Source organism: Brevibacterium sp. HMSC07C04, assembly GCF_001815905.1.
GTDB lineage: Bacteria > Actinomycetota > Actinomycetes > Actinomycetales > Brevibacteriaceae > Brevibacterium.
Genome location: NZ_KV823235.1, coordinates 121,144 through 134,191 on the forward strand (window position 1 = coordinate 121,144; position 13,048 = coordinate 134,191).

General features: G+C 61.8%; 11 protein-coding genes. 2 read left to right on the plus strand and 9 right to left on the minus strand.

The annotated features are described in order from the left end of the window. Positions 1-5: 5 nt before the first annotated feature. The 6 genes from folE to dacB form a co-directional block, all read right to left on the minus strand. Complete coding sequence (folE, locus tag HMPREF3162_RS00895) at positions 6-569, minus strand: GTP cyclohydrolase I FolE (protein ID WP_070573277.1); 564 nt, start codon at positions 567-569, stop codon at positions 6-8. Beyond that, positions 569-2,722 carry an ATP-dependent zinc metalloprotease FtsH gene (gene ftsH, locus HMPREF3162_RS00900; RefSeq protein ID WP_070776586.1) on the minus strand — a complete coding sequence of 718 codons (2,154 nt, stop codon included), beginning with the start codon at positions 2,720-2,722 and terminating at the stop codon, positions 569-571. The genes folE and ftsH overlap by 1 nt, the downstream gene beginning before the upstream one ends. 47 nt (positions 2,723-2,769) lie before the next feature. Next, complete coding sequence (gene hpt / locus HMPREF3162_RS00905) at positions 2,770-3,321, minus strand: hypoxanthine phosphoribosyltransferase (protein ID WP_070573273.1); 552 nt, start codon at positions 3,319-3,321, stop codon at positions 2,770-2,772. Between the two features lie 85 nt (positions 3,322-3,406). Then, entirely contained in the window at positions 3,407-4,444 is a 1,038-nt protein-coding gene (gene tilS / locus HMPREF3162_RS00910; protein WP_176747320.1) for a tRNA lysidine(34) synthetase TilS, read from the minus strand. A gap of 29 nt (positions 4,445-4,473) precedes the next feature. Beyond that, entirely contained in the window at positions 4,474-5,577 is a 1,104-nt protein-coding gene (locus tag HMPREF3162_RS00915; protein WP_176747321.1) for a zinc-dependent metalloprotease, read from the minus strand. Between the two features lie 2 nt (positions 5,578-5,579). Then, entirely contained in the window at positions 5,580-7,079 is a 1,500-nt protein-coding gene (gene dacB / locus HMPREF3162_RS00920) for a D-alanyl-D-alanine carboxypeptidase/D-alanyl-D-alanine endopeptidase (protein WP_070776588.1), read from the minus strand. Between the two features lie 96 nt (positions 7,080-7,175). Here dacB and HMPREF3162_RS00925 point away from each other — a divergent pair, with 96 nt between their 5' ends. Next, positions 7,176-7,661: an inorganic diphosphatase gene (locus HMPREF3162_RS00925; protein ID WP_019174538.1), complete on the plus strand. Its 486-nt coding sequence runs from the start codon at positions 7,176-7,178 to the stop codon at positions 7,659-7,661. Between the two features lie 213 nt (positions 7,662-7,874). Then, complete coding sequence (locus tag HMPREF3162_RS00930) at positions 7,875-8,549, plus strand: VOC family protein (protein WP_070776589.1); 675 nt, start codon at positions 7,875-7,877, stop codon at positions 8,547-8,549. Between the two features lie 402 nt (positions 8,550-8,951). On the opposite strand, the gene HMPREF3162_RS00935 is transcribed toward HMPREF3162_RS00930, so the two are convergent. Genes HMPREF3162_RS00935 through HMPREF3162_RS00945 form a run of 3 tightly spaced genes read right to left on the minus strand, consistent with a single transcriptional unit; the run spans position 8,952 to position 13,046 of the window. Next, positions 8,952-9,734 carry an ABC transporter permease gene (locus HMPREF3162_RS00935; RefSeq protein WP_083304062.1) on the minus strand — a complete coding sequence of 261 codons (783 nt, stop codon included), beginning with the start codon at positions 9,732-9,734 and terminating at the stop codon, positions 8,952-8,954. Further along, positions 9,727-10,677 (minus strand): ABC transporter ATP-binding protein, encoded by a 951-nt coding sequence (locus HMPREF3162_RS00940; RefSeq protein WP_070776590.1) that lies wholly within the window; start codon positions 10,675-10,677, stop codon positions 9,727-9,729. The genes HMPREF3162_RS00935 and HMPREF3162_RS00940 overlap by 8 nt, the downstream gene beginning before the upstream one ends. After that, on the minus strand, positions 10,677-13,046 hold the full coding sequence (locus HMPREF3162_RS00945; protein ID WP_141750152.1) for a nitroreductase family protein: 2,370 nt from the start codon (positions 13,044-13,046) through the stop codon (positions 10,677-10,679). Before HMPREF3162_RS00945 ends, HMPREF3162_RS00940 begins: the two co-directional genes overlap by 1 nt. Positions 13,047-13,048: the final 2 nt, after the last annotated feature.

Below are 13,048 nucleotides of genomic sequence, written 5' to 3' on the forward strand. Positions count from 1 at the left end.
ATGTGTCACCTTCCCTGAATGAGGCTGATGGCCTCTGCGCGGCTGGCGGGATCGCGCAGCTGTCCGCGAACCGCTGAGGTCATGGTCTTCGCACCGGGCTTGTGCACCCCGCGCATGGACATGCACAGATGCTCCGCTTCCACTACGACGATCACGCCGCGCGGGTTGAGGTTGTCCACCAGCGCGTCCGCTATCTGAGTGGTGAGCCGTTCTTGCACCTGTGGGCGGCGGGCGTAGACCTCGACCAGGCGGGCGAGTTTCGACAGGCCCGTCACCCGGCCTTCCGGTCCCGGGATGTAGCCGACGTGCGCTTTGCCGTGAAAGGGCAGCAGGTGGTGCTCGCACATGGAGAACATTTCAATGTCTTTGACGAGCACCATTTCGTCATAGCCGATGTCGAAGCTGACTTCGAGCAGTTCGTCTGCGCTCTGGTGCAGGCCCCTGCACAGATCGGCGTAGGATTTCGCCACGCGCTGCGGTGTGTCTTTCAGACCGTCGCGGTCGGGGTCTTCGCCAATGGCTTCGAGGATGCTGCGCACGGCAGCCTCGATTTTCGGCAGGTCCGCCATCAGCGGTCGCCCTCGGTGCCGTGCGGCGGCTCTTCCCGGCCGGGCCCGGGCTGTTCGGGCTCATCCCGGCTGGGCTCTGGACCAGACTGTTCAGGCTGGCTGGACTGTTCAGGCGGACTGGTCGCTTCAGCCGATTCCTGCGAACCGTCCTCGTGGTGCTTGAGCTCTTCTGCCCGGCGGGCGATCGCGTCACGCCAATCACCCGTGTTGTCGCGGCGCTCCGGCGGTGTGACCGGTGGGATGTCAGAGACAGGACGGTCTTGGCTGGTCAGCCACACTTCGCGCTTCGGGGCTTTCTGCACGTCCGCAAAGATGCGCTTGAGGTCAGCTTCGTCCAGGGTTTCGCGTTCCAGCAGCTCATAGGCCAGCTGGTCGAGGATCGCCCGGTTGGTGTTGAGCGCCCAGTGGGCATCGGCGTGCGCGGCGTCGATGAGCGTGCGCACTTCTTCGTCGATGATGAGCTTGGTGGCTTCGGCCGTGCCGACCTCACCCGTGCCCGCGCGGCCGGCAAAGGGGTCGCCGCCTTCATCACCGAGCTTGACCATGCCGATCTTGTCGCTCATGCCGTACTGGGTGACCATTTTGCGAGCTGTGCTCGTGGCCTTTTCGATGTCGTTGGACGCACCGGTCGAAGGATCGTGGAAGACGATCTCCTCTGCTGCACGGCCGCCGATGGCGTAGGCAAGCTGGTCCAGAAGTTCGTTGCGGGTGACCGAGTACTTGTCTTCTGTCGGCATGACCATGGTGTAGCCGAGCGCCTTGCCGCGGGGAAGAATGGTGATCTTCGTGACCGGGTCGGTGTGGTTCATGGCCGCGGCGACGAGAGCGTGCCCGCCTTCGTGATAGGCGGTGACCATGCGCTCCTTGTCGTTCATCAGCCGGGTTCGCTTCTGCGGGCCGGCGATGACACGGTCGATGGCTTCGTCCATGATCGTGTTGTCGATGACGGTCTGGTTCGAGCGCGCTGTCAGCAGCGCGGCTTCGTTCATGACGTTGGCAAGGTCAGCACCGGAGAATCCCGGCGTGCGCTTGGCCACCGCACCCAAGTCGACTTCTTCGGCCAGGGGCTTGCCCTGCGCGTGGACCTTGAGAATGTGTTCGCGGCCCTTCATGTCGGGAACTTCGACGGCGATCTGCCGGTCAAAGCGGCCCGGTCGCAGCAGAGCGGGGTCAAGGACGTCCGGGCGGTTGGTGGCCGCCATGAGAATGATGTTCTTCGTGGGGTCGAAGCCGTCCATTTCGACCAGCAGCTGGTTGAGCGTCTGTTCGCGTTCGTCATTGCCGCCGCCCATGCCGGCACCGCGCTGGCGGCCGACGGCGTCGATTTCGTCGATGAAGATGATGCAGGGCGAATTGTCTTTCGCCTGTTCGAAGAGGTCGCGCACACGGCTGGCGCCCACACCCACATACATCTCCACAAAGTCCGACCCGGACATTGAGAAGAACGGAACCCCCGCCTCGCCCGCTACCGCACGGGCAAGCAGGGTCTTACCCGTGCCGGGCGAACCGTACAGGAGCACGCCCTTGGGGATCTTCGCCCCGACATCGGTGAACTTCTTCGGTTCAGACAGGAACTCCTTGATTTCCTCAAGTTCTTCGAGGGCTTCGTCAACACCGGCGACATCGGCGAAGGTGACATCAGGTTCTTCCTTCTGAATCATCTTCGCCTTGGACTTGCCGAAGTTCATGATTCCGCCCGCACCGGCAGACATGCGCGTGAGCAGGAACCAGAACACCAGTCCGATCAGAATGAACGGAACCAGGTTCAGCAGCAGGGTGGTCAGGAACGACCGCTTGGGAACCTCGTCCGTGAAGCCCTTGGAAGCATCAGCGGAGTCAACGGCTTTGACCACCTGTTCGCCGCGGGGCTCAACGTAGAAGAACTGCACCCGCTTGCCGTATTCGCGGTCGTCGACCTTGAAGTCGTCCTTCAAGACCATGTCGACGCGCTGATCACCGTCGACGACCTTGACCTGTTCGACCTTTTTGTCTTTGAGAAGCTGCAGCCCCTGGTTGGTGTCGATGCGCTTGAAGCCGCCGCCAGCCAGGAGCGAAGCTCCGATCGACACGATGATGAGGGCAAGAACAACCCATACAAACGGGCCGCGGGCCCATTTTCTGACGGTGGGCTTGCTCGTTTTCTTGTCTGCCATTGGCTCTTCTCTGTGCGGTTTCAGTCGCGGTGGTCGGGTGGTTCGGGTCAGCTGTAGACGTGCGGCGCCAGTGTGGCGACGAACGGCAGGTTGCGGTATTTCTCCGCGTAGTCGAGGCCGTATCCGATGACGAACTCATTGGGCACATCGAAGCCGGTGTAGCGGACGTCGATGTCGACCTTGATCGCTTCGGGCTTGCGCAGCATGGTGCAGATCTCCACGCTCGCAGCACCGCGGGATTTCAGGTTTGACAGCAGCCATGACAGGGTCAGGCCGGAGTCGATGATGTCTTCGACAATGAGCACGTGACGGCCCGTGAGGTCTTCGTCGAGGTCTTTGAGGATGCGCACAACGCCGGAGGACTTGGTGCCGGATCCGTAGGAGGACACCGCCATCCAGTCCATGGAAACGTGGGAGTGCAGAGCGCGCGCCAGGTCTGCCATGACCATGACAGCGCCTTTGAGGACACCGACGATCAGCAGATCCTTGCCCTCGTAGTCGCGGTCGATTTCGGCAGCCATTTCCCGCAGCCGGGTTTTGATCTGCTCTTCCGTCACGAGGATCTTCTCGATATCAGATCCGAGGTCGTTCTGGTCCACTCGGTGTCCTTTCTGCTCGCACCAGCCGAGACGCCCATCAGCATACCCGCTGACCATCCGACCGGTGTGTGAAACCTTTGCCAGATCAGGGCGTTTTGCCGTCACCGCGCACGAGGTGGAGGTCACCTCGGTCGTTTCGCACAAGGCTCATGCCACCGGGCATGGACAGCGGCTGGGCTCCGCCGGTCAGCGCCCGCCACGCCCCGAGGATGTGTTCTGCTGTGAGCTGGTCCGGTTCTTTCAGCTGAGCTGCAAGCCACGTCCGCGCGACCCGGGTGCCCAGCGCCGGCGGCAGCATTGCGGTCCGTGCGCTGAGCTGATCGGCCTTTATCAGGCTTTCTGCCATGCGGGCTGCCCGTTCGTCCAGGTAGTCGGCGTCGAAGGCCGCCAGTTCGGCCGTGCGGGCGAGGTTGCCCTTCACACCCTCGCCCAGGTGGTCGGCCAGGGCGGGCAGCACCTCCTGTCTCACTCGCACCCGCGTGTAGTCGGGGTCGGTGTTCATGGGATCGTGCCACGCGGGGATCCGCTGTGCATAAGCGGAGTTCACGGTCTGTCTGCGCTCAATGCCGAGCAGGGGCCGCCACAGCGTGCCCTTCTTAGAGCGCATACCGGCAACTGCTCGACTTCCCGAGCCGCGCAGCAGTCCCAGCAGCACAGTTTCGGCCTGGTCATCGCGCGTGTGACCGGTGAGAACAGCCTGTGCGCCAGCTGCGATGCGCGCTTTTTCAAGAACCCGGTAGCGGGCTTTGCGGGCATCGGCTTCCAGTCCGCTGGCGGTGCGCTCGACGTTGACAGTGCGCACGACTGCCGGCAGGCCAAGACCCAGCACCATTCCGGCTGCGCGCACGGCCGTGTGCGCCGACCCCGACTGCAGGCCGTGGTCTACAACGACGGCGGTGAATGAGTGTTCCGTCTTCACGTTCAGATACGCGCACGCTGCCGCCAACGCAGCAGAGTCCGGTCCCCCGGAGACGGCGACGATGAACCGGCCCGGCTTGGCGGGCAGGCAGTCGACCACGGCCTGGCGAATGGCAGCTGAATCAGGGTCAAGGCTCGGCCGACGGTGCTGCGGCGCGGGGCTGTTTCCAGCTGCCCGCGCTCTGCCGCCGCTGGCGCGTTTCACTTTCCTGTCCTTACTGGTTCCCATAGCTCCTACACTGTGCCCGGGGTGTCTGGCACAACCCTGGACACCCAGCTTTCTGGGTGCTGGAGTTCCGAGCTGCTCGGCAGTGCACTCGGTGATGACCACACCCTGTTGAATCCGTCCATTCCCGCCTGTCTGATGACAGTTCGCACAAACTGCGCGCCGTCTTCGTACTGAGCGAGTTTCTCTTCTGAACCTATTAGCCGCATAGCGGCCGCCCGCAGCCCGGTGTCCGACCTGCGGCTGGCATCGAACACGCGCCGAATACGGCTGACACTGGGAATGACCCGTTTGCCCGCCCAGTCCATCATGACGTCGGCGTGCCCTTCTAACAGTGTCATGATTGCGGTGATGTCTTCCATTGCCCGCTGACCCTCGACGCTGAGTGCGGCGTGTGCCAAGGATACTTCACCGCGCAGGGCTGCCGGAAGCTGCGCCAGGAGGTCGCCCAGCGATTCTTCTGTGTTGAGAAGACGGCCGATGCGGTCGATCACCTCGCCGCGAATCCACGGTGCCAGCGCCAGCTGCACGCGGTGCGTTGTTTCGTGGAAGGCAACCCACAGGCGGAAGTCGCGGGAATTGAGCTGCAGGCGCTGCTCCATCGCGAGGATGGTCGGGGCGTTGAGGATCAGCGCACCGGGCCTGCGCATGGGTTCGTACTGCCCGAGCACCCTGCGCGACAGGATCCCAAGAACCGTGCCCAGCTGCACTCCGGCAGACCGTGCTTCGGCACCGGAACGGGCCGAGCTGAGTTTCTGCCGTGCCGCACCGAGAACTGTGCCGAGTCCGCCTCGGGAGTGTGTCCTGCGGTCACCGTCCGTGCCGCTTCCTGGGCCATCGAGGTGTTCCAGCAGCTCTGTGAGCATGAGCGCGTTGGCCTTCACCCAGCCCATCCGATCGACTACGAGCACTCGGTCAGAGGCTGCGCGCTGCCGGGCGGCATCTTCGACCTCGCGGCTTAGGCACATGGCGTCCAGCAGCAAATCGAACGAGGTTTCGGCCGCATCGCGCATTTCCAGAACGAGGTCTTCGCCATCAGCTGCGGTCACCTTCGGACCGGCAGGAGTGGATTCGCGGGCCGCGGCCAGCGCGGATGGGACGTGAATGCGCACGGTCAACGGCACCCGCACTTGGCCAGACCGGTAACGGCGGCATCGATTGCTTCACGCGCCCCGCCCACTGCGCCTTCGGTCATCATCGAAAATGCCAGCAGGCGACCATCAGCCGTGACGACGGTTCCTGAGAGGCTTGCGACAGTTGCCAGCGTGCCGGTCTTTGCCGAGACGCTGCCCGCCGCACCCCCTTCGCCGTAGCGGTGGATGAGCGTGCCGTTGAGTCCGCCCACCGGCATGCCGGGGATGAGCTGCGACAGGCTGTCGTCGGACTGTGCGGCAGCTACAATGACCCCGGTCAGGTCGTGCGGTGAAATGCGGTTCTTGTACGACAGGCCGGATGTGTCAAACAGGCGGATGTCCCCGGTGTCGATGTCCATGTCGCCCAGCTGGCGCAGCACCTCGGCCGGTGCGGAGCTTTCGGAGGCTTCCGCACCCCGGGCCAGCGCAACTTCGCGCCCGAGCACTTCAGACACGATGTTGTCCGAGTGCTGCAGGGCGTGCCGAACCAGGCTGGACACGGGTGCTGACTGTACTTCGGCAAGCACTGCCGGGGTCTGATCCTGCTGTTCAGCGCCGTCGCCTTCGGCGTCTTCCGGATGCAGCGGCGCGGCTTCTTCCTGCGGTGGATCGGTCTGCGCGTCCGGGTTTCGGACACTGACCTCGATGCCGTTCTTGGTCAGCGCATCTGCAAAGTCCCGAAGGGCATCGCGGGCAGGCTCAGGTGTGCGAGGCGCTTTGAGTTCACCGGTCTTCGAACCCATGTGCACCATGAGGGGGTCAAGGTTCGTGATGAAGCCCAGCTCAATGTCGGAGCGATCCCAGTCTTTGCTGAACCGCGGGCCGGTGTAGCGGGACACATCGGCGTAGACCTCGACCTTTTCGACACCACGGTGCTTGAGTTCCCGCGCGGTGTTCTCAGCCAGCGTGCCAAGGCCTGCGCGCCCGTTGACGGCACCGGGCTTGGATTCGCCCTTGCCGAGCATGACATCACCGCCGCCCACAAGCGCCAGCGACCCGCTGCCGTCTTCGGCAGAGTCCAGGCGAGCAGCGGTTGTGAACGTGTGATCAGCCCCGAGGGCGCCGAGTGCCGCCGCCGATGTCAGCACCTTCGTCACCGAAGCCGGTGTGCGGCCGGTGTTTTCGCCTTTGGCGTAGAGGACTTCACCCGTGGCGGCATCCCGAATGTCAGTGCCGATCTTTCCCTTGAAGCCGCTGTCCTTGAACGCCTTGTCGACAACCGGTGCGATCTTCTTCGGCACGGGCGCTCTCGTGTCGAGTCCCGAAATGTCAAGTGCCCGAGGCGCAGTTCCCGAAAGCGACGGAGGCGGGGTGCCGCCGGAGGTCGGCACAACGGTGAGCACGCCGGGAACCGCGTCCAGGGCATCGAGCGCGGCGTATCCGGTCAGCAGTGCAGCAAGAATAGAGGCGACACCTGCGGTGACTTTGAGACGCCCGCGCGCACCGCCCTGCTCGTCTTTGGGGGCACCTGAACTGCTCACCGATTACTCACCTCTTTCTGGCCTTCACTATGCTAATTGTGACGCCTACAAATCACGGAATCCTTTCCGAATCATCCATCCGCAGGAGGAAATCTCTTGGAACTTCTCGCCACCATCGAAATCCCGCAGGGTTCGCGCAACAAGTACGAAGTGGACCACGAAACCGGACGCGTCAAACTTGACCGCTACCTGTTCACCTCGATGGCCTACCCCACTGACTACGGCTTCTTCGAGGACACGCTCGGCGAAGACGGCGACCCGCTCGACGTTCTTGTCCTGCTGCACGAATCCGTGTTCCCCGGCTGCCAGCTGGATGCACGCCCCATCGGCGTTTTCCGCATGGAAGACGAAGCCGGCGGTGACGACAAGGTCCTCGCAGTCCTCGCTGACGACCCGCGCTTTGACGCCATTCAGGACGTCAAGGACGTCGACAAGTTCCAGCTGGACGCGATCGAGCACTTCTTCGTCCACTACAAGGACCTCGAACCGAACAAGTTCGTCAAGGGCTCCGAATGGGCTGGCCGCGAAGTCGCCGAAAAGATCGTTCAGGAATCGATTGACCGGTTCAAGGCCGAAGCCTGACAGCTGTCTTCACGCACACAGCTGAAAGCGGGTGGGAGCGGACTGCCGCGCCCACCCGCTTTTTCATGCCCTCCCCACCCGGCGAACACCCGAAGATCAGCGCGATGACAGGCGGCGCCTCGTCAGGTGGAGACTGCTGAGAAGGCACGCAAACCACCTAAGTTAGGTATACCTAAGTCTCGCTTAAATGAGATCTGTGCCACGCTCAAAGGTATGAATCTGGACCATGTTTCGTTCGCCGCTCAGCAGGACGGCCTGCAGGCCACAGCCGACCGCCTGGCGGAACAACTCGGAATCACCTACTACGACGGCGGAATCCACCCGCGGTTCGGAACGCGGAACCTGATCTTCCCGCTGGCAAACGGGCACTACCTCGAAGTCGTCGAAGCCCTCGAACACCCGGCAGCGCTTGCAACGCCGTTCGGGCAGGCCGCAAGGGCACGGTCCGCCAAGGGCGGCGGCTGGATGGCGTGGTGCATAAGCGTCAACAACCTGGCCAAGGTCGAACAGCGCCTGGAGCGCAAAGCCGTCGACGGCAACCGCACCCCGGAGGGGTCAGAGGAAATCCACTGGAAGCAGATCGGTGTGAAGGGCGTCATTGCCGACGGGCAGCTGCCGTACTTCATCCACTGGATCTCCCCGGCTGAAATGCACCCGTCGGCCCGCCCACAGCGCAAACTCGACGGCAGCGGCGAACTCACCGGCGAAGACGCCGTGGCGATTGAATCGCTGCAGATTGCAGGCAGCCGCGACCGCGTGCGCGACTGGCTGGGCACCGACGCCCACAAGCCCATTCCTGAAATCGGCATTGACTGGGTGGCCCCGCACGGCGAACCGGGCATCATGTCCGTCACGTTCACCACACCGAATGGCCGCGTAGTCCTGTAAGGGGTGCGGAGCCTGCGGTTGCGGGCGGAGGCGCGCTGCGAGCCCTGCCGCCTCGGCTCTCTGCCGCGCTCCAAACGCAGTTTCACGCTTTAATGTGCTGCTCAGCGCTGTCACTGCGCCGCCGTTCAAACGCAGATCCACGCTTTAATGCAGCTTTGCGCGCAAATGCGCTGCATTAAAGCGTGCATCTGCATTTGCGCGCAACTTTGGCCCGACCTCCGCGTGAGTTCAGCCAGCCCGCCGCGGAGATTCAGCCGCGCAGAATGCCTGGCACCAAAAACCCAACTGCAGCATTTCTTCCAGCACGCCGTTCTTCATCGCCTGCAACAGTAGAACCGGCACCGCCCGAAGCTCAGCCACATCGGCACGGCTCTAGCGAGGAATACCCACAAGTTCAAATGGTCATTCTTCCCATTTGAAGACCCGCGCTGCAATCATACTGATCACGATCGCAGTCACCACGATCACAATCGCCGACAACCACCAAGCATGGCTAGTATCCACATTCATCAGAACTCCAGATAGGAGCTCGGCGAAGAAGGTGAAGGGCATATAGGTGAGGAACACTTCGACAGCGTCCGGGAAGACTTCGAGTGGGAATACCAGACCCGAGAGGAAGAAAGCGGCAAGCTGAACAAAGGTTCCCACATTGGATGCAGAATCAGGGCCGGGCATCACGCCACCCAAAAGGTAGCCCAGCGCCCCGAACATTGACAGCCCCAACAGGCTGACGCCCAAAGCGGGCAAGATCTGGCTCACCTCAACGGCGCCCAGCGCAGCGCCAATCGCCAGGATAATCAGCACCTGAACGACGACGACCGCCAGGCGGACCGGCATGTGCGTGAGAAGAAACTCCAGTCTCGTGACAGGCGTCGTGCTCAGCAGTCGGAGGACACCATCACGGCGAACGGTCGCCAGCGGAGATGCGGTGGCGAGAAAGGCAACTGATGTGACTCCCATGAACAGTGTCATGGCGATCACCTGATCGGTTGCGCTCGTGCCGTCTGCATACGAGCCCACCGCTCCGAAGATGACCAGGAACATGCCCAGAATCGCGAAGGGGAAAAGGAATGCGAACCAGAAGTTCCGTTTGTCCCTCAGCAGCTCGCGCCGCTGAAGGACCAAGAGGGCGCGCATGCGCGACCAGGATACTTTTTGACGGGTGCGCACAGCAGTGTCAGTCATCTTCTAGCGCCCTTCCGGTAACTTTCTTAAACACGCTGTCGAGCCCGGCATTGGTGGTCGTAAGGTTCTGCACGTCCGCGGCCAAGTTCGAGCTCATAAGGCATTTCAGGAAACGCTCCGCCTGTGTCGTCTCGACAGTAACCTCGGAGAAAGCCCCCTGATCCTTCCGAGAGCAGGAGGCCATTAGTTCGCGCAACTCCGTGTTGGCTTCGAAAGCGTCTAGCCGAGAGCTGGACATATCGAAGGAGATCACATTACCCGACGCATGTTCGCTGATCAGTGCATGCGGAGAGCCATTCGCCACGATCTTGCCCTCGTTGAGTATGGTGAGTGACTCACAGAGCGCTTCAGCCTCTTCCATCGAATGGGTGGAGAGGATCACTGTTGCCCCGCGTTCGCCTTCCGCGCGGATCGCGCTCCAGAGATCGTCTCGGGAGTTCGGATCCAGTCCGGCAGACGGCTCGTCTAAAATCAGCACATCGGGCGACGAAATGATGGCAGTCCCGATCAGCAATCGCTGAAGCTGGCCACCGGACAGCTTCGCGACCCGAGCAGAGGCCGACGGACCCAATGCGAGGGCATCGATGATGTCGCGGGCAGTCCGAGCCTGCGGATAGAACAACGCCCAGGTACTGAGGAGCTCAATCACCGTCTGATGTTGAAACACGGCGGCTTTCTGCGGCTGAATGGACAGACGATGAGTAATCGCCGCCCGGTCGCGGAATGGATCCAGGCCATGCACGCGAACCGCGCCCCCGTCGGGCTTGCGCAACCCGGCGATCATCTCTAGCGTGGTCGATTTGCCAGCCCCGTTCGGACCCAGCAGGCCATAGATCCCGGCAGCGGGGATTTCGAAGCTGATGTCGTCAACGGCCCAGAACGGTTCTCCTCCCCGTTGGTAGGTTTTCTTCAGAGATTGCGCAACAACCGCCAACTCACCCATCAGTGCACCTCCGGAACATCTAGCGGTTGGTCCTTGAGCGGATGCCCCATCGCGAGAGCGAGCACTGGCCTCCGGTCCCACAGCGTGCCCTGCAGAAGCTTCGGCACGGATTTGTCGGGAAGGATTCCGGCGAACACACCGCCTTCAAGGCCGATTCTCCGCATCTCCAGCCATCCTGCATAGAGACCCGTACCTGCATCCATGAGTGCATCCAAATATGCCCGGGGCTTCCCAGTACGTGCGATATCTGCCATACGAACCGTGGCAACAGCGAGAACCGGTGCAAGCACGTACTCGGGCTGAATGACCGCGTGGGAAAGCGGTTTCTCTTCCAGAGTCGTCAGGGGATCCAGTTCCCCTCCCGGTCCGATGTTCCAACTGCGAGGACTGAGACCTTCGATGTTCTGTCCAACGATGGAGAAGTCAGTGGTCACCCCGAACAGTCCGCTCGAGACGTCTGCAAGAACAGTGACGATTCGTGCGGCGACTTGCTGGACCGTGTCAAGTGAAACGGGCCGGTCGTCCCACGCTCGGTGAGAGACTCTGCCAGTGATTCCCTCATGGAGATTCGCAAATGAGGAGCCGATCGTCCGCGAGGCAGCGAGGTCGGCGTTGCTATCGGCAAAGCCGAGAAACGTTTTTAGTGTGCCCTTAGAGTTAGTCCGCAACTCACTGCCGACGCCCTCTTGAACTCTGCGAGACGGTCGACTTCCCGCAACAGATTCGGGGTACCGACCGGCGTCGTCGGAATCGTGCCCCTGCACGAGGTCGAAAGTGATCGAACATGTGACGGGGTCGCTCATACGCGGTCGGTTGATCTGGCGTTGGAGCTCCTCACTGTCACTTCGCAGATGCAGACGCGGTCGGAGACCCTCACCGATCGCGGCTGCTATCAGGTGACAGCGTGTAACTCCCGCGTCAAGATGCACGAGTCGCAGCGCGCTGGTTCCATATTTCGAAGCCATACGTGACATTCCAGCGCTGAGCACCACCTGCACCGCACCATCAGGGATCTCAAGGACTGACTCCGAGAAGCTCACGAGACGCTGGTTGACACCGTCATAGCGATAATGCCCCGGGGGCACACCGGGGGCACCTTTGCCGACAAGCACGTCGCATTGTGGCGAGCCCAGATTTCCGCCGGTGGCCGCATACCGCTGATACTGTCCGTTGCCAGCGTCGGTTTTGAATCCGAACGTCTTGTGGAGGGTCTGAAGCAGTCGCAAGACATTCTCGTCGTCAACATCGCCGGGCCCAATTGAAAACTGCTGGCTGTCCCAAGCGGTCACCGGTTTCTGCAACTCGACATTCGCCGGTTGGTAGTGCGCTAGGTGGGTAGCAGGGTCCAGCAGGTCTGCGGGTGGGAACGCAATTTGATCCTCATACATCAGCACACTGTCGTCACTGAACGCCTCGCCGATTCCGCAGGTGGAGCAGCTCGGCTGTGAATACACTTGAACAGCAAATTCTTCGCCGTCATGCAGTCGGACAACTAGTGCCCGCCTGATCAGTTTGATCTGTGCGGTCCGAAGGACGATTGACGCAATATTGCCTGCAAGCGCAGACGTTGCCAGCCTACCGGCGTACGCAGAGTCAGCAGACCACTGAGCTCCGGAGGAATCATAGAGCTCGGAATCTCGATACTCGGCGATCGCATATTCGAAACATGAATGGCAGGGGAGGTCGTCGCGAAGGAGTGATGAGACCACGAGATGGCCCTGGAGGGTATAAGCGTGTATCACCGCACCGGCAGTATCCGACTCCAGTGCTTCCTGCGGTACCGTTGCGCCGAGAATGAGAGTAAGGGACCGCGGCCCGAGATCCTCTTCTCGGTCCGCCAGGTTGATACCCAGTAGACTCATCTGTTCCGACAGCGCGGAACAATCGATCGCCGGATCATCACCCATGATCCGAACGGGATTGCGCGTTGCGTGAGCCATGGCTTCTGCCGGGTTTTTGAAGTATCGGGAGTTCGCCAGTCGCGAAGAAAGCGCGGCAGCCGTCTCGGGAGCTTCGCTTCCGGTGAACGTTGGCCCCCACTGCAACAATCTCTTGGCGTGGAGAAGAGCTAAGGCTGAACTCAGCTCCGGAATCGTCAATCCGGTCGCCTGGCTGAGGTCTGCAGAATCTCGCTGACCGTCGAGCTGGTCCAACAACGGTATCAGGCGTGACCTGGCGAACTCACCTGTGAGGAACACCGGTTTCGGTCCACCAACAATCAAGACCCCATTATCGACACGAGATATCAGAAGGCCATCAACAGCACAGGGGTTCTCTGGAGGCTGCATTGTGATGTCATTGATCGCCGCAATCCGAATATCGGCGGCGCTCATTTTTCCTCGATCATCTGGCGTGGACTGTTTGACCATTG

Bases quoted from the DNA above. Each gene is read 5' to 3' on its own strand.
- folE (WP_070573277.1), bottom strand. From the start codon at position 569: ATGGCGGACCTGCCGAAAATCGAGGCTGCCGTGCGCAGCATCCTCGAA.
- ftsH (WP_070776586.1), bottom strand. From the start codon at position 2,722: ATGGCAGACAAGAAAACGAGCAAGCCCACCGTCAGAAAATGGGCCCGC.
- HMPREF3162_RS00930 (WP_070776589.1), top strand. From the start codon at position 7,875: ATGAATCTGGACCATGTTTCGTTCGCCGCTCAGCAGGACGGCCTGCAG.
- HMPREF3162_RS00935 (WP_083304062.1), bottom strand. From the start codon at position 9,734: ATGACTGACACTGCTGTGCGCACCCGTCAAAAAGTATCCTGGTCGCGC.
- HMPREF3162_RS00940 (WP_070776590.1), bottom strand. From the start codon at position 10,677: ATGGGTGAGTTGGCGGTTGTTGCGCAATCTCTGAAGAAAACCTACCAA.
- HMPREF3162_RS00945 (WP_141750152.1), bottom strand. From the start codon at position 13,046: ATGGTCAAACAGTCCACGCCAGATGATCGAGGAAAAATGAGCGCCGCC.